Origin of the sequence: Staphylococcus casei (assembly GCF_030294405.1) — a bacterium.
GTDB classification, from domain to species: Bacteria; Bacillota; Bacilli; order Staphylococcales; family Staphylococcaceae; genus Staphylococcus; species Staphylococcus succinus.
The window spans coordinates 2,064,271-2,080,833 of record NZ_CP125718.1; the positions used below are offsets into that span (position 1 = coordinate 2,064,271).

Annotated in this window: 17 protein-coding genes and 2 pseudogenes; 4 read left to right on the forward strand and 15 right to left on the reverse strand. The window is 33.0% G+C overall.

The window, feature by feature from the left end:
* Positions 1 to 8: 8 nt before the first annotated feature.
* From QMO72_RS09945 to QMO72_RS09960, 4 genes are all read right to left on the reverse strand, one after another.
* Positions 9 to 833: a sulfite exporter TauE/SafE family protein gene (locus QMO72_RS09945; RefSeq protein WP_103266846.1), complete on the reverse strand. Its 825-nt coding sequence runs from the start codon at positions 831 to 833 to the stop codon at positions 9 to 11.
* 10 nt (positions 834 to 843) lie between these two features.
* Positions 844 to 1,692, reverse strand: coding sequence for a DUF72 domain-containing protein (locus QMO72_RS09950; protein ID WP_103266844.1), 849 nt, complete (start codon positions 1,690 to 1,692; stop codon positions 844 to 846).
* A gap of 244 nt (positions 1,693 to 1,936) precedes the next feature.
* Complete coding sequence (locus QMO72_RS09955) at positions 1,937 to 3,004, reverse strand: NAD(P)H-dependent flavin oxidoreductase (RefSeq protein WP_103266843.1); 1,068 nt, start codon at positions 3,002 to 3,004, stop codon at positions 1,937 to 1,939.
* A gap of 51 nt (positions 3,005 to 3,055) precedes the next feature.
* A complete protein-coding gene (locus QMO72_RS09960) occupies positions 3,056 to 4,075 on the reverse strand; it encodes a hemolysin family protein (RefSeq protein WP_103266841.1) in 1,020 nt (339 codons plus the stop codon).
* Positions 4,076 to 4,497: 422 nt separating this feature from the next.
* On the opposite strand from QMO72_RS09960, the gene QMO72_RS09965 reads away from it, so the two are divergent.
* On the forward strand, positions 4,498 to 4,665 hold the full coding sequence (locus QMO72_RS09965; protein WP_176721583.1) for a hypothetical protein: 168 nt from the start codon (positions 4,498 to 4,500) through the stop codon (positions 4,663 to 4,665).
* Between the two features lie 308 nt (positions 4,666 to 4,973).
* On the opposite strand, the gene QMO72_RS09970 is transcribed toward QMO72_RS09965, so the two are convergent.
* The 6 genes from QMO72_RS09970 to QMO72_RS09995 all read right to left on the reverse strand — a co-directional run bounded on the left by QMO72_RS09970 (position 4,974) and on the right by QMO72_RS09995 (position 8,141).
* Positions 4,974 to 5,564, reverse strand: a complete 591-nt coding sequence (locus tag QMO72_RS09970) for a DNA topoisomerase VI subunit B family protein (protein WP_103266840.1) — start codon at positions 5,562 to 5,564, stop codon at positions 4,974 to 4,976.
* 82 nt (positions 5,565 to 5,646) lie between these two features.
* Entirely contained in the window at positions 5,647 to 5,787 is a 141-nt protein-coding gene (locus QMO72_RS09975; RefSeq protein ID WP_286093177.1) for a hypothetical protein, read from the reverse strand.
* A 5-nt stretch (positions 5,788 to 5,792) separates the two neighbouring features.
* Complete coding sequence (locus tag QMO72_RS09980) at positions 5,793 to 6,308, reverse strand: hypothetical protein (protein ID WP_103266838.1); 516 nt, start codon at positions 6,306 to 6,308, stop codon at positions 5,793 to 5,795.
* 85 nt (positions 6,309 to 6,393) lie between these two features.
* Positions 6,394 to 6,705 carry a YolD-like family protein gene (locus QMO72_RS09985; RefSeq protein WP_286093178.1) on the reverse strand — a complete coding sequence of 104 codons (312 nt, stop codon included), beginning with the start codon at positions 6,703 to 6,705 and terminating at the stop codon, positions 6,394 to 6,396.
* Between the two features lie 159 nt (positions 6,706 to 6,864).
* Positions 6,865 to 7,155 (reverse strand): hypothetical protein, encoded by a 291-nt coding sequence (locus tag QMO72_RS09990; protein WP_103266837.1) that lies wholly within the window; start codon positions 7,153 to 7,155, stop codon positions 6,865 to 6,867.
* Between the two features lie 158 nt (positions 7,156 to 7,313).
* Positions 7,314 to 8,141 (reverse strand): SH3 domain-containing protein, encoded by an 828-nt coding sequence (locus QMO72_RS09995; protein WP_286093179.1) that lies wholly within the window; start codon positions 8,139 to 8,141, stop codon positions 7,314 to 7,316.
* Between QMO72_RS09995 and QMO72_RS10000 the strand changes: the two are divergent.
* Positions 8,122 to 8,268 (forward strand): annotated as a pseudogene (locus QMO72_RS10000) (site-specific integrase); the annotation flags it as partial. The gene QMO72_RS09995 and the pseudogene QMO72_RS10000 sit on opposite strands and share 20 nt — an antisense overlap.
* 71 nt (positions 8,269 to 8,339) lie before the next feature.
* On the opposite strand, the gene sufB reads toward QMO72_RS10000, so the two are convergent.
* The 5 genes from sufB to sufC form a co-directional block, all read right to left on the reverse strand.
* On the reverse strand, positions 8,340 to 9,737 hold the full coding sequence (sufB, locus tag QMO72_RS10005) for a Fe-S cluster assembly protein SufB (RefSeq protein WP_069823309.1): 1,398 nt from the start codon (positions 9,735 to 9,737) through the stop codon (positions 8,340 to 8,342).
* A gap of 177 nt (positions 9,738 to 9,914) precedes the next feature.
* Positions 9,915 to 10,364, reverse strand: coding sequence for a Fe-S cluster assembly sulfur transfer protein SufU (sufU, locus tag QMO72_RS10010; protein WP_103266834.1), 450 nt, complete (start codon positions 10,362 to 10,364; stop codon positions 9,915 to 9,917).
* A complete protein-coding gene (locus QMO72_RS10015; protein WP_103266833.1) occupies positions 10,354 to 11,592 on the reverse strand; it encodes a cysteine desulfurase in 1,239 nt (412 codons plus the stop codon). The genes sufU and QMO72_RS10015 overlap by 11 nt, the downstream gene beginning before the upstream one ends.
* Before the next feature lie 165 nt (positions 11,593 to 11,757).
* A complete protein-coding gene (gene sufD, locus QMO72_RS10020) occupies positions 11,758 to 13,065 on the reverse strand; it encodes a Fe-S cluster assembly protein SufD (protein ID WP_103266831.1) in 1,308 nt (435 codons plus the stop codon).
* A 99-nt stretch (positions 13,066 to 13,164) separates the two neighbouring features.
* Positions 13,165 to 13,926, reverse strand: a complete 762-nt coding sequence (sufC, locus tag QMO72_RS10025) for a Fe-S cluster assembly ATPase SufC (RefSeq protein WP_103266830.1) — start codon at positions 13,924 to 13,926, stop codon at positions 13,165 to 13,167.
* Positions 13,927 to 14,293: 367 nt separating this feature from the next.
* On the opposite strand from sufC, the pseudogene popT reads away from it, so the two are divergent.
* A pseudogene (gene popT / locus QMO72_RS10030) lies at positions 14,294 to 15,145 on the forward strand (polyprenyl-phosphate transporter PopT).
* 212 nt (positions 15,146 to 15,357) lie between these two features.
* Complete coding sequence (locus tag QMO72_RS10035; RefSeq protein WP_103266828.1) at positions 15,358 to 16,386, forward strand: hemolysin family protein; 1,029 nt, start codon at positions 15,358 to 15,360, stop codon at positions 16,384 to 16,386.
* Positions 16,387 to 16,563 lie beyond the last annotated feature (177 nt).

A 16,563-nucleotide genomic window follows, 5' to 3' on the forward strand; every position in this document is an offset into this window, starting at 1 on the left:
TCTAATACTTATAAAAATGCTTTTATTATTAAATATATACCCATTAATAACATGACTGTACGCAATAGATTTACAACTGTAGATGATTGAATAGAACGGTTAACTTTCACACCTATTTTAGCACCAAAATAACTAGCTATGATTAGGACGATAGAATAAATCCACGCCACATGTCCAAGTGCTATATGCCCTACTGAACTCATCACACTTGAAAAGAATATCATCATCATACTTGTTCCAACTGCAACATGAGGTGGAAATCTAAATACGATGAGCATTAATGGGGTCATTAATGCACCCCCACCAATTCCGAACAATCCTGTTAAAATACCAATGAATAGTGTTGCTATAAATGCGATACCAGGCGGCACACTATAGTGATAGGTCGTCCCATTACCATCGACATATGTACGTTGATACTTTGGTTTATCAAAAACTTTCAATGGTTTAATTTTGTTTCTTATCATTAGTAATATAGCTACAAATATTAAAAATATACCAAAATATAGATTAAATGACTCTAATGTTAAATAACGACTTAGCATTGAACCAATGAGCGATCCTGGTAACAAACCAAATAAAAATATAGATCCATTTTTCACATCGACTTGCTTTGTTTTCAAATAGCCTAATGTAGATGATAGACCTGTTACAATTAATATCACAGATGACGTTCCTATTGCTATTTGTGGTGTAATACCTTGAAGTAAATCATTATCTACACCAAGATAAACGAGGGTAGGCACGATGATGATTCCGCCACCAATACCTACTAATGACCCAATAATTGCTGATAAGCCACCAATTATGATCAATAATACTATAGTTAACATTTTATCGCTCCTAAAATAATTTTAATTGCTGTGGTGCTAGTCCTTTATAATCAATTCCTAATATCTTTTGATATGTTTTGGCATTTTGTGCTGCATGACCACCAGAATTATTATTAAATATAACGTAAATCTTTTTTGCTTTATGCTCTAACACTTTTACTTTGTTTACTAAAGCTTCCAATTCTTGCTGATTATAGTCATAAAGATATCTAACATCTCTCCACGCCTCATCAGTCATATCTTTCTTCGTCCATCCGTGCACATTACGCCCGTGATAACGTACAAAAGCAGTATCGTGTGTAATTCTATTAACTAGCGGTATTGAGCCTTGACCCGCCTGTGGTTCATCACACACAGCATGTATAATTTGTTGCTGTGTTAAAAATGCTAATGTTTCCTCTTTATAGGTTTCATTGAACCATGATTGATGTCTAAATTCTACACAGATAGGAAATGATTTTAATTGTTCTCGGATGTAACGGATATATGTAATATTTTGCACTGAGCAATCAAACCAAGGTGGAAATTGTACTAATACCATTGCGAGTTTACTTTCTTCTTGAAGCGGTTGAAGCATAGCTTTAAACTGATCAAATAATTCTTGGCGTGTTTCCGCATAATCATGATAGTCTGCATGTAATGTTAAAGCTTGATGAATTTTAACTATAAATTCAAAACGTTTGGGTGTTTCTCTTATCCATTTTTTTATATTTCTTTCAGGCTGAATTGCGTAATAAGTAGCATCTAATTCCACTATAGGAAAATGACTTGCATATGTAATTAACTTATCTGTTTTACGTTGCAAATCTTCATATAATGTATCGTGATCTCCCCAACCTGTTAATCCAATATTTATCATATTATCACCAAATTAATGATACCACAGATGTTTTGTCGGATTCACTAGATTAAATTCAATTTACTGTAACTTAAAAAATAGACCTATGCTTTCATAACTTTCTATAAATCAATACTGATTTCTCATTATGTATAATTGAATATTAATAAAAAATGGCGCTAATTACACCATGTATTAGCAGCCATTTTTTATATTTAAAGCGTTATTCGTTTTAATTTGCTTCATTTAAGACATTATAAATATGCTATTGCTGAAGTATACTTTCAGCTTCTTTTACAACTTTTTCAATCAATAATGCTGCCGAAAGGCGTTGTGCTAATCTTGGACTTTGTCCACTCCATAAATGCGTCCACTGTGCATTACCTTCTTTAGATGCTGCTTTGCGAATAGCATTTGTCAATTGATTTTGAATTGGATAATCTGGAATATCATCATTATAACCTTCCATATTATGAATAAATTCATTATCAATACCACGTGCTGGTTTACCACTAAAGGCGTTAGTTACGACTGTATCTGTTTCTACACTTTGCTTGATAGCATTTTTATATAATTCAGTAGCTGCACTCTCTTCCGTTGTGAGGAAACCAGTGCCCATTTGTACGGCTTGTGCACCTAATACTAAGCCTGCTACTAAACCCCGTCCATCCATAATTCCACCAGCAGCAATCACCGGAATATTTACATTATCGACAATTTGTGGAACGAGTGACATCGTACCAACTAAAGGCATTTGGTTATTGGATGCTATGGTAAATGAACCTCGATGCCCACCTGCCTCACTGCCTTGTGCAATGACTACATCCATACCAGCATTTTCATTCGCAATCGCTTCTTCAACTGAAGTCGCAGTGCCTACTATAATCATATTGTGCGCTTTCAATTTTTTTATAACTGCTTGATTAGGAATTCCGAATGTAAAAGAAACAATCTTTACACCTTTGTCAATCACAATATCGATTGCCTTATTAAATACCTGTTCCTCACTGATATTTAATACAGGTTCTTCTAAATTAAAAGCGCGTCGATACGGTCTCAACCAAACGTTCATGTGTTCAATTTTTTCAGGAATATATAATTTTTCACTTGGTACAAATAAATTTACTGCAAACGGTAAATCTGTTAACGCTTGAATACGTGTGATTTCTTGTTCAAGTTTTTCAGGATTGAAGTAGCCTGCACCTAATGTTCCTAAACTGCCAGAGTTACTCACTGTTGCAACTAATTCTGGTGTTGTACTACCAGCCATCCCTGCTTGTATTATTGGGTACTCAATGCCAAACAAATCAGTGATTCGTGTTGATAATTTCATGTCATACACTCCTTTTAAAACATATCGCTCATTCACAACATAATATATTCATCATTTATTATTGTATGCTTCTATTTGATGTTTAAGCTTTTCTTTTTCCTCTTCATCCATTTCATCTTCTATTTCCATACCTAACATTTCTTCTATTAAGTCTTCGTGTGACACTATTGCATCTGTGCCTCCATACTCATCTAATACGATAGCTAAATGCTTACGTGCTACTGTCATTTTCCTTAACACCCATTCTGCCTTGTTATGTTCATTCACAAACAAAGGCTCCGACGTGTATTGTAAAATATCGTTCGAAGTCTCTCTACTCCATGCTAATAAATATTTCGAATGAAAAACCCCAATAATATGATCCATATCGTTTCCATACACAGGATAGCGCGTATAAGGTTTAGAGATAATCACATCATATGCCTCTTCATATGAAATATTAGAGGAAAATGCAGTTACATTAATTCTTGGCGTTGTACTAATATCTTTAATTTTTAGCTTTTCAAAATTCATAACGCCTTGAATGCGCTCTCGTTCCATTTCATTTAATGCACCTTCTCTACCTGCAATCGCAAGCATGTGTTTAAGTGCATCTTTTGAAAAATCCTGATTCTCTTGTCTACCATCTATAATAATATTATTAACTATGCCTGCAATAACGTTAAGTACTTTAGTCACAGGCATAAAAACAACAACAAAAAAAGAAACAGGCGCATAGACTAAATGTGAAGTTTTATAGGGATTTGCCGCGGCAAATGATTTAGCAATTACTTCTAATATCGCAATGACGACTACTGTGATGAGGGCAGCAAGTATTCCGACCTTTACTCCCGACCTTACCGCTATAATCGTTACCAGCGCTGCTAGAATAATTTTTGATATATTCTTCCCAATCAGCATAGTCGTTAACACAGTACTCGATTTAGTTAATAATTGATTAACTTGCCCTGACTTTTTATTTCCATGATCAGCTTCTGTTTGTATCTTTATTCTATTCACGGTCGTTAGCGCAGTTTCACTACCAGAAAAGAAAAAAGAAGCAAATAAAAGTATGATTATTATAATAATCATAAATACATAACTCCTTAATATTATCTGTATTTAAAAAATAATAGATTACTAAATGATTCCCGTCTTTTAATTTATATAAACGCCTTAGTATATAAAGTTATACACATTATCACTTTTATGATGTTTAACTTACTTTCAATATTTTTCAGGTTCAAACACAAAGACTGCACACACGAATGTGTATCAAATAATAGTGGTTCTAATAGTATTGGCTATATCTAAATACTTATACATTTAATTTTAAAATTATGTTACCTACGCCTTATATGATACTCAATGATGTAAAGTTTTTTGGATTGTATCGTATTAAAAATAAATTCCATTAAGTTTACCTTAATATATCAAGGGTATTGATAATGTCATATGTATTTACACCTTGAATTTTCACCATAATATTAAATTAAGTTGGAGCGATAAAACACATGCAAATTTTAGATTACGAAGTAGGCATTAGAAATATTAATTACACAGTCAAAACAGAAGATGGCATTATTTTTTCTCACAAGTTACCTAAGGACACTTCATCTATACAGGTTAGAAAATGTTTGAAAGTCATAGCTAATAAAGTGGATGAACGTAATAAAAGTTAATTGAATAACATAAAAAAAGCACAATACAATACCGTTTCCGATAACATTCAATCATAAGTGTTATCAAAATCGTATTGCATGTGCTTTTATTTATTCGAAAGCTTTATATTTCAATCTATAAAACTAACCGATACCGCCTTACATTTCAATTGATTATAAAGAAAAATAACAAAACGTGTATTCACAAACCTTGTTAAATCAACATTTTAGATGCCACTTAAAAATACAAAAAACACGTTTCATCGAAAAATGGTATCAAAAGTGGTATCACTGATACCAAATAAACCCACCTATTAATTCAGGTGGGTTTATTTAAATATTCCTATTAATACTTTTGTGAACTTACTTTCAATTACTTCATTAGCTAAAGCCTTTTTCTCTTCTTTTGCTAGTTCTCCTATTTTCATAGCTAATTCTATGTTGCTATCTCCTATTTCCTTTTCATTTTCACTTGTTATGTTACTAATTTTTTTAATAGCTTTTTCACTTTGGTAATAGTTCACACTTCTAAATTCTTGAGCTGCAGTTGTTTGCGAGTCTATTTTCTCTACTATATTCTGTATAATATCCATTACTTCTTCTACTGAACTTTTGTTATATTCGAGTTGATGTATATAAAAAACTAGCGAGTGTTGCGCCTTATTTAACTCCATAATTTGTTTAGAAATTTCATCTTCATCAATTTTATTCAACGAATAATCTATTAGACCCTTAAGATACTCTGAATCTAACTCCACAAATTTTTTTAAACTTTCATCTACATTCCTTATCCATTTGTTTTGTTCTTCTAATTTAATTTTAACTAGTAATTCTTTGTTTTTTATTTTTGTATTAGCGATATAAGTAATACAAGCAACTATAACACTTGATGATAAAACCCAACTGACCACTTCTGACATTTAATCATTCCATTCTTTGCGTTAATCTAACCCACCTAAATGAATAGGTGGGTTATTTTATATATAAAAAACCACCCTGCTATTAATGTGGATGGTTATATCTTAATTCTTTAAGTTTTTCCAAATCTTTTTCTAAACGATCTACCTTTACTGATTGTCCATAAAATGCTAATCCAAAGAATATTGCTGATAATATAGGTAATACCCATGCAAGATTATCCATGCTTATCACTCCGATTTGTATTTAATTATCTCTTTTTGTTCATCTATAATATATTGTTGTTGTTTTATGTTTTCATTCTTTTGTTGAACTTCATTATGTAATGTATCTTCATGGTTTTCTGCATAAATACTGTAAGATGAAAAAAGTATTTGTGAAACAACTCCTGCAGCTGCAAATACACTTTTATTTTTATCACAAAATTTTCTTATTACATCCATTATACCATGATACTGTGGTGTTTCACTATTGATTTTATTCTCAACATTTTTTATCGAATCACCTTTTTTAACGCTATTTAATACTTTTTCTAATTTGTATAAATCTTTGCCATCATCGATTGAAAATATGTTTATTATTTCATCTTTAACATTATAAACCCCATCAGGAATAAAAGCTAAACCACCACAATACGGACATGTTTCTTTGTTATTCTTCATGAAAATTTTATATGAATCCTTTAATTCAAAAGATGATTGAAAAACTTTGTCACACACTTCGCAAATTGCTACTAGTTTCACCATAATTCAGCCTACTTTTTTAAATTAACTTTAATATACTTTTTATGGTTTAACAACATTTATTTTATTTCAGTTATTTCGCTTAATTTTATTTTAATTTAATTAATCCAGTTTCTTCATATAAATGTAAACACTGTTCATGAGTATCTACTTTGTGTATGTAACCACTTATCTTTCTTATATACCCACTTTCAAAATAACCCACTTCAATTTGTGGATCATGGAACATTTTAAAAACTAACTTGTCATTTAGCTCGCTCAATTGGCAGTCACTTAACTGTGGCTTATCTATCTTATTCTGGTCTTCCGTGTATTGTTTTAGTCTCTCGTGTTGTTCGGGTATTGTGGCAAAAGGCGCCCACTTAACTTTTCCTCTGCCTTTCGGTATACGTGGATTCAAGTATTCACTAGGTATTTTACGATAGTCAGTTTCATACTTATATTAATCTGGTGCATTAGGATTTATAATTTTCATATCATCACCTCTATGAATATAATAGAACATATGTTCTTATATGTAAACAAAAAAATAACTCCTAAAAAGGAGTAATACTTAAAGCTATTCTGACGATCCAGCATTTGTACCATATCTAAAATAAAGGCATATTCCAATCAGTATAACTATACAAAACCATTTAAATATTTGATAACTAATAACTAGTATAAATACCGTAATTACAAAAGTAGCTAATATCGTTGTTACCATTGCTAAAAAATCATTCATACCTTCATCTCTAGAAAAACTATTAGAATGAAAAAAATTGCCAACATGAGGTGCTAAAATAAAAGCTACGTTTTTATATATGTAAAATGCACATATTAACATTATGACGGTTGCAATAAGACTCAAAATACATCCCCTCCAAATATTTATATAAACATTATATATTATAATTCAAGTTTTGTAACGCTTATTCCAATGAAATGAAATAAAATAAAATAAAAATAGGGCAAGCACATGACGGTGCCTCCCCTTGTAGTATGAATACAATTAAATTATACCATTTGTTAACTAAAATCTCCCCACGCATCGCCTACTCTACTGCCATTTCCATTTGAATTACCAATTGGCATATAAACGCGTGCGCCACTATTCACTGTCCATGCAATCCAAATATATCCGTCATAGTCGTACACTTCATCATAATTAACAGATTGACCGTATTGTAACTGACCTGCAATTTCCCAACCTGTCCATGGTCCATGATATCTCGTATATATAAAGCTTCTGTTTCCTTCCGAATCTAACGCCTTACAAGTAAACGTTGCTTTTTCTGGTTTCCACAGAATATTATGTTTATTCTTTCTCCATCCATTACCTACTTTATTTCCACTTTCTTTATTAAAGTCATTCTTATCTTGTTCAGTAGGTATAGTGTTTCTATCTGGCACATCATTACTTGCTGGTGCACCTGCTTTCAATGCTGGGTTATTATAATATTTTTTAATCTCTTGAATAAAGTAATCTTTTAATTGATTTACAATAGAAGTTGGTGCTGCCCCTTGTTTGATTGGGTCAAAACCTGTATGCAATGCCATACTACGATGTGGACAAGCTGTAGGGACGAACTCACAATGTAATTTCACTGTTTCTCTTTCTAGTGGTAATCCATAATAAAGTAAGTCTGCTGCAGCTTTCTTAAATGTAGCCTGTTCATTTGCCATGAAGTCCTTATTAATTGCACTCATTGACTCTTCAACTTCATAACCGATAAATCCGTTGTTACCGTATGCGTTGGCTACATGCCAACCAACACTGTAGGTATCAATCGCACGCCAAACTGTATTTCTATCGATATAGTAATGAGCAATACCTGCTTCATATCTTGCAAACAATGGTGTAGATATATTTGTTTTGCAATCTTTAATGAGACACTCTCAAATCAGTGAAACAATGAACACCTATAGTCATTTATATACACAAAAAAAGCACGATGCAATACGCATATTCGACAACATTTAGAAAAATGGTATCAAATTGGTATCAATCGTGCTTTCCTTTATATCAAAACTCTACAAGGACGGGGCTTAACCCTATCCGATTGAACCTTCCATTTCGAACTTAATCAAACGGTTCATTTCAACAGCATATTCCATAGGAAGCTCTTTTGTGAATGGTTCAATGAAGCCCATTACAATCATTTCAGTAGCTTCTTCTTCAGAAATACCACGGCTCATTAGATAGAATAATTGTTCTTCTGAAACTTTAGATACTTTCGCTTCATGTTCTAATGAAATATTATCATTAAATACCTCATTATAAGGAATCGTATCTGAAGTAGATTCGTTATCTAAGATTAACGTATCACATTCAATATTTGAACGTGCGCCTTTCGCTTTACGTCCAAAGTGCACGATACCACGGTAAACAACTTTACCGCCATCTTTAGAAATAGATTTCGACACAATTGTTGATGATGTGTTTGGCGCTTTGTGAATCATTTTCGCACCGGCATCTTGTACTTGGCCTTTACCAGCGAACGCGATAGATAATGTACTACCTTTAGCACCTTCACCCATAAGTACACAGTTAGGATATTTCATAGTTAATTTAGAACCAAGGTTACCATCAACCCATTCCATATTACCATTTTCATATACTAGTGTACGTTTAGTAACTAAGTTATAAACGTTGTTCGCCCAGTTTTGAATTGTTGTATAACGCACGTGTGCGTCTTTGTGTACGATAATTTCAACAACAGCTGAATGTAACGAGCTTGTTGTGTAAACTGGTGCAGTACAACCTTCTACATAGTTTACTGAAGCACCTTCGTCAGCAATGATTAATGTACGCTCAAATTGACCCATGTTTTCAGAGTTAATACGGAAGTAAGCTTGTAATGGTGTGTCTAATTTAATATTCTTAGGAATATAAATGAATGAACCACCAGACCATACAGCAGAGTTTAATGCTGAGAATTTGTTATCTGCAGCAGGTACTACAGTTGAGAAATACTTTCTAAATAATTCTTCATTTTCTCTTAACGCACTGTCTGTATCTTTAAAAATAATACCTTTATCTTCCAGTTCTTTTTCCATGTTATGGTAAACAACTTCTGATTCATATTGCGCTGAAACTCCAGCAAGATACTTTTGTTCCGCTTCCGGTATACCTAATTTTTCAAACGTAAGTTTAATTTCTTCAGGCACTTCATCCCATGAACGCTCTGTATTTTCTGAAGGTTTAACATAATAAGTGATATCATCAAAGTCTAATTCTGATAAGTCTCCGCCCCATTGTGGCATCGGCATTTTATAGAACTGTTTTAATGATTTCAATCTATAGTTAAGCATCCATTCAGGTTCTTCTTTCATGTTTGAGATTTCACGAACAATATTCTCCGTCAAACCACGTTCTGATCTAAAAATGGAAACATCTTCATCGTGGAAACCATATTGATAATCCCCAACATCAGGTGCTTTTTTAGCCATTTCAATCACTCCTTTTATATATTAAAAACGACTTGTGTGCAAGATCATTTGCTGTATTCTTACCTTCAATGACTGTTAATGAAAGTCTGTTTATATTGAATTATTCTTAAATTTAGTGCCATGTTGTATCTTCTAGTTTGAATGGAATATTACACAATGTCAATGCATCAGTTCCACTTAATCTTCTGTATTACCCTCTTTTTCAACTGTACCCTTTTCCAAAGCCTTCCAAGCTAAAGTGGCACACTTGATTCTCGCTGGGAATTGAGATACACCTTGAAGTGCTTCTATGTCGCCCATCTCTTCAGTCATTTCGAAATCTTCACCAAGCATCATTTTTGTAAACTCTTGGCTCATTTTCATAGCTTCAGCTAATGAGTGACCCTTAACAGCTTCAGTCATCATAGAAGCACTAGACATTGATATTGAGCAACCTTCTCCATCAAATTTTGCATCTTTAATGAAACCATCCTCTATATCAAACGTAAGATGAATACGATCCCCACATGTTGGATTGTTCATGTCTACAGTCATGGAACCATTATCTAAAGTGCCTTTGTTTCTCGGGCTCTTATAATGATCCATAATAACTGAACGATACAACTGATTTAAATTATTAAAATTCATATGAGAAAAACTCCTTCGTTTGTTTCAAGGCTTCAACCATTTGGTCAATATCTTCTTTAGTGTTGTATATATAGAAACTCGCACGTGCTGTTGAAGATTGATTTAACCATTTCATAAGAGGCTGTGCACAATGATGACCTGCTCTGACGGCTACACCTTCTGTGTCCACTGCAGTCGCAACGTCGTGCGCATGAACATCTGTCATGTTAAACGTAATCACGCCAGCACGACGTTCTTTAGAAGGTCCATATATTTCAATACCTTCTATTTCCGACATTTTATCATAAGCATATTGTGTCAACATCGTTTCATGTTGATGAATGGCATCAAAGCCTAAACTTTCAAGATATTTTATTGCTTCTGCTAAACCGATTGCTTGTGCGATTAAAGGTGTGCCGGCTTCAAATTTTGTAGGTAAGTCAGCCCAAGAAGCATCATATTTACCTACAAAATCAATCATGTCACCGCCAAATTCTATAGGCTCCATGTTTTTCAGCAAACGACGTTTACCATATAACACACCAATACCTGTTGGACCAAGCATTTTATGACCACTAAAACTATAGAAATCCACGTCTAGGTCTTGCATATCTAAGTCCATATGAGGGGCAGCTTGTGCACCATCTACACTTATAATCGCACCATGTGCGTGTGCTACTTCAGTAATAGCCTTGATATCATTTATTGTTCCAAGCACATTAGATACATGGGCGATTGCAACAATTTTAGTGTTATCATTTATCGTTGCTTTTACATCCTCGATATTTAATTCTCCATCTTCAGTCATAGGAATAAATTTCAATTCTGCATTTTTTCGTTTGGCTAGTTGTTGCCAAGGCACAATATTCGCATGATGTTCCATTTCAGTAACGACAATTTCATCGCCTTCAGAAATGTGAGCATCACCATAACTATGCGCAACAATATTAATACTTGCCGTTGTACCACGCGTAAATATAATTTCTTCAAAATATTTTGCATTAATAAAACGTCTAACTGTTTCACGGGCGCTTTCGTAACCATCAGTAGCTAAAGAGCCAAGTGTATGGACACCACGATGAACATTAGAATTATAACGTTTATAGTAATCATCAATCGCATCAATCACTTGTACTGGCGTTTGACTCGTCGCTGTAGAATCTAAATATGCCAGTCTGTTACCATTAACTTGTTGATTAAGAATTGGAAAGTCTTTTATAATTTCATTAACATTTAATAATTCGGTCAAATTATCCACAGACCTTTCTAAATTAAGAATCTATAATCAGACCTTAGCATATGATAGGAACATACTGTAGCACCATCTATAATAAGCACTATAAATCGTCGCTTCGGCTGTTCCTAGCATTTTAGTACTATTGTCTTGAGTTTAACTTCTATGGTTGATTACTGCTTATTTATTAACTTTAAGTTCAATAACTTCACTTAATTGACGTTTTACATCTTCAATTGGTAATTCACGTACTACTGGATCTAAGAAACCATGAATTACTAAACGCTCTGCCTCTTGTTGAGAGATACCACGACTCATAAGGTAGTATAATTGTTCAGGATCTACACGACCAACTGATGCTGCATGTCCTGCTTCTACATCATCTTCATCAATTAATAATATTGGGTTAGCATCTCCACGTGCGTGCTCTGAAAGCATTAATACGCGAGACTCTTGGTTAGCAACAGATTTCGTGCCACCGTGCTTAATATAGCCAATTCCATTAAAGACAGTAGATGCATGTTCACGCATTACACCATGTTTTAAAATATAACCATTAGTTTCTTTACCATATTGTACAATCTTAGAAGTTAAATTAATTTTTTGATCTCCAGTACCAACTACTACAGATTTCAATGCACTCTCAGAGCGGTCGCCAATTAAATTCGTAGTATTATCAATAATTTGACTACCTTCATTCATTAGACCTAAAGCCCAATTAATCGTTGCATCTTCTGCTGTGACACCACGGCGAATAATATGACCAGTAAATCCTTTATCTAAGTAATCTACTGAACCGTAAGTGATTTTTGAGTTTGCACCCGCACTCACTTCTGAAATAATATTAAGTTGTCCAGCTTCACTAGCAGCATTTGATAAGTAGTTCTCTACATATGTGACTTCTGCACTTTCTTCAGTAGTAATAATCACATGATTATAAAAACTAGCATCAGCATCGTCGTGTAATACAACATATTGAATTGGATGTTCTACAACTACATTTTTAGGAACATATACAAAAACACCACCATTGATAAGTGCTGTGTGCAATGCTGTTAAGCGATGTTCATCTACAGTCACTGTTTCATTCATTAAATGTTGTTTTACTAAATCTGGATGATTCACTAGTGCCTCTGATAAACCTTCAACAATAACACCATCATTGCTTGCTGATTCTGAAACCTTAGTGAATGCAAGTGTATTATTATGTTGTATAATTAAATTTTCAGAATTTTTAATGTCAATGATTTCTTTTACCGCTTCAGGTAATTCATCTAATGCATGAAACACTTCTCCTGTTGTTTCATGTTGTTTAAATGAGTCAAAATCCCATTTATTTATTTTTGTTTTATCTGGTTTTGGCATTTCTAAAGTTTCAGTTAATTTTAACGCTTCTTTACGTAATTCTGTCATCCAAGCAGGCTCATTATGGGCTTGTGAATATTCAACTAGTTGCGCTTCAGAAATGTTCAAAGTTTCAGTCGTCATACTTTTTTCCTCCCATTTGATGATTGTATGATTCGTTTATGGTATCTAAATCAAACCTTAAATCTTCATCTAAATTAATGTTTACATATGAGTTGAGACTTATTCTGTAGCACCGAACTCTTCTTTAACCCATTCATAACCTTCTTCTTCAAGACGTTTAGCTAATTCAGGTCCTCCTGAAGTTACTACTTTACCACCGAACATTACATGTACGTGATCTGGTGTAATATAGTCTAATAAACGTTGATAGTGCGTAATGATTAATGCACCAAACGCTTCTCCACGCATTTTATTGATACCTTTAGAAACTACTTTTAAAGCATCGATATCTAGACCAGAGTCAATTTCATCTAAAATAGCAAATTTTGGTTCTAACATCATTAATTGTAAGATTTCATTACGTTTTTTCTCTCCACCTGAGAAACCTTCATTTAAATAACGTTGCGCCATATTTTCATCTATATCTAAATAACCCATCTCTTTATCTAATTTTTTGATGAATTGCATTAAATTTATTTCTTCGCCTTCTTCACGTTTCGCATTTATTGCTGAACGCATGAATTCTGCATTTGTAACGCCTGTAATTTCTGATGGGTATTGCATTGCTAAGAACAATCCAGCTTTTGCACGTTCGTCAACTTCTAATTCTAAAATGTTAACGCCGTCTAATAATACTTCACCTTGTGTTACTTCATAGCTAGGGTGCCCCATAATCGCAGATGATAATGTTGATTTACCTGTACCGTTTGGCCCCATTATTGCATGAATTTCATCAGTGTTAACTGTTAAATTAACACCTTTTAGAATCTCTTTATCTTCAATAGACACATGTAGGTCTTTAATTTCTAATGTTGATGGCATACATATTCCCTCCGTAATATATGATATGTTTTTCTTTACTAGTTTATAATAATTTTAATCTACAGTCAAAAGACTAAAACTAAATTACATCCTCTAATTATAACGTAGTTATATTTGAATATAAACCTTTTCAAGCGCTAAATTAAAATAGTTATTAAAACATAATCATTTTCGATAACAATACTAAGATTTTCGTAACTGATAATTTAAGATATGATGTTCTCAATAATATTCGCTATGTATAGTCATTGTTACAATAGAATGTATGTTAAAGTCATCTATTATATTTAATAACTCACTTTAATATTGTAATACTTAAATTTTATGATAATATCATTTATACAATTTATATAGAAAGGAGATAAATATGTCGAAGATGAAATGGTCTAATTTATGGCGTGGATTCGCTATGGGGACCTCAGATTTAGTTCCTGGTGTAAGTGGTGGTACGATTGCCCTTTTGCTAGGCATATATGATGATTTCATACGTTCTATCAGTGGTATTTTCTCTAAACGTTTTTGAGAAAGTTTAAAGTTTTTAATTCCCATTGTACTTGGGATGTTAATTGCTATTGGCTCATTAAGTCAGTTGATTAACTTTTTATTAATTACACACCCTGTTCCAACGTTATTCTTTTTTGTTGGACTTATTTTAGGTATTATTCCTTATTTATTAAAAACTTCACGCTTTAAACAAACTTTTACAGCTAAACATTATATGCTAGTAGCATTGGGTATTGCTATTATTGTAGTGATCACTTTATTAAATAATGGTAATAAACATGCAGGTGCAACGCTAACATTCTCTACAAGTCTTTTTATTAAATATTTTATCGCTGGCGTTTGCGCCTCAAGTGCAATGTTATTACCAGGTATTTCAGGTTCCTTTATGCTACTAGTATTTGGAGCTTATGGCACAATTATGTATGCAATTTCAGAATTATTATCATTCAATTTCAATGCCGTGCCCATATTATTAACCGTTGGACTTGGTATTATCGCTGGCTTCTTATTATCTAGTAAAGCAATACAATATTTATTAAACTATCACACATACTTAACCTATGCCTTGATTATTGGATTTGTCGTAGGCTCACTCTATGCAGTATTTCCTGGATTACCTACTTCTATATTCATGTGGTTTGTTTCAGTCATAACATTAATTGTCGGATTTTTCATTAGTTATAAGTTAGGTCATATTACCGAAAATGGTCATTAATATTTATATAAATCAATAATGTATTTTACAATGTATGTCAGTTAATTTCTCTTGCCTCATCTTTATTTTCAACATATATTATTGTCGATTTTCATTTTCAATGAGTTAAAGTGTAATTCGTTACAGTAGCAATCATTCATATATTTTTATATAATAAATCTTCAATCTCTAAAAGATTGAAGATTTATTATATCGGAGGAATTAATTAATTTTTGGGAACCTTTATTAGTCTAATTACGTTTATCATTTTATTAGTACTTACCGCTTTCTTTGTTGCCACAGAATTCGCAATAGTCAAAGTACGAACATCGAGAATTAATACACTGGCCAATGGAAATAATAAAAATGCGCTTGCAGCTCAAAAAGTTGTCACGCATTTAGATGAGTATTTGGCTGCTTGTCAATTAGGTATTACAATTACTGCTTTAGGTATAGGTATGGTTGGAGAATCAACCTTTGAGTTCCTATTGCACCCTCTTTTCAGTAGCTTAGGCTTATCTGAAACTATGATTCATATTTTCACACTTATTAGTGCCTTTATCATTGCCACTTACTTGCATGTTGTAATCGGTGAAATGGCGCCTAAGACGATTGCCATTCAAAAAGCTGAACAACTTACTTTATTAATTGCTAAACCTATTATTATGTTTTCTAAATTATTTTATCCATTTATATTTATACTCAACGGTTCAGCACGCTTAATTTTAAAATTGTTCGGCATGCAACCTTCCAAGGAAAGTGAACTTTATCATTCCGAAGAAGAACTAAAGTTACTAATTAAAGAAAGCCATGAAGGCGGCGAAATTTCTGAGAATGAATTGACGCATATCAATCGTGCGTTTGCCTTTGATGAAATGACTATCCAAGATGGCTATATACCTATCGAGCATGCTTCACTAATTAATATAGACAACACAATTAGCGAGACAAAATCTTATATCAGTCATGCGCATTATACTCGATTTCCTGTATATAAGGAAAGTAGCGCAAACATCATTGGTTATATCCACGCCAAAGATTTGCTAAACGACAGTGTCACTTCAATAGAAAGCATTACCCATGACATCCTTAAAATACGTCTCAATACTAAATATCATCAAGTACTCGAGCAAATGAAGAGCAACCAAATTCATATCGCACTTATAGAAGATGAAAATAGACAACCCCTAGGTATTATTACTATGGAAAATATACTCGAAAACATTGTCGGCGATATCAAAGACGAACATGATCAACGCTAAGCAATGATATATAATGACATCTTGATTCATCCTTAAAATCGTAAAACTATGCATAGCTTTATTCAAAAAAGTACACTTCCACTTAAACACGGAGGTGTACTTTTTTATATGAATCGATCAATCTATCATGACTAGTATAGCTTTACAATTTTCATATCGTCTCTTTTATGATTGCGT

What these genes read in the sequence shown, in the direction of transcription:
- QMO72_RS09945 (WP_103266846.1), bottom strand. Translation starts at nt 833, where the DNA reads ATGTTAACTATAGTATTATTGATCATAATTGGTGGCTTATCAGCAATT.
- QMO72_RS09950 (WP_103266844.1), bottom strand. Translation starts at nt 1,692, where the DNA reads ATGATAAATATTGGATTAACAGGTTGGGGAGATCACGATACATTATAT.
- QMO72_RS09955 (WP_103266843.1), bottom strand. Translation starts at nt 3,004, where the DNA reads ATGAAATTATCAACACGAATCACTGATTTGTTTGGCATTGAGTACCCA.
- QMO72_RS09960 (WP_103266841.1), bottom strand. Translation starts at nt 4,075, where the DNA reads ATGATTATTATAATAATCATACTTTTATTTGCTTCTTTTTTCTTTTCT.
- QMO72_RS09965 (WP_176721583.1), top strand. Translation starts at nt 4,498, where the DNA reads ATGCAAATTTTAGATTACGAAGTAGGCATTAGAAATATTAATTACACA.
- QMO72_RS09970 (WP_103266840.1), bottom strand. Translation starts at nt 5,564, where the DNA reads ATGTCAGAAGTGGTCAGTTGGGTTTTATCATCAAGTGTTATAGTTGCT.
- QMO72_RS09975 (WP_286093177.1), bottom strand. Translation starts at nt 5,787, where the DNA reads ATGGATAATCTTGCATGGGTATTACCTATATTATCAGCAATATTCTTT.
- QMO72_RS09980 (WP_103266838.1), bottom strand. Translation starts at nt 6,308, where the DNA reads ATGGTGAAACTAGTAGCAATTTGCGAAGTGTGTGACAAAGTTTTTCAA.
- sufB (WP_069823309.1), bottom strand. Translation starts at nt 9,737, where the DNA reads ATGGCTAAAAAAGCACCTGATGTTGGGGATTATCAATATGGTTTCCAC.
- sufU (WP_103266834.1), bottom strand. Translation starts at nt 10,364, where the DNA reads ATGAATTTTAATAATTTAAATCAGTTGTATCGTTCAGTTATTATGGAT.
- sufD (WP_103266831.1), bottom strand. Translation starts at nt 13,065, where the DNA reads ATGACGACTGAAACTTTGAACATTTCTGAAGCGCAACTAGTTGAATAT.
- sufC (WP_103266830.1), bottom strand. Translation starts at nt 13,926, where the DNA reads ATGCCATCAACATTAGAAATTAAAGACCTACATGTGTCTATTGAAGAT.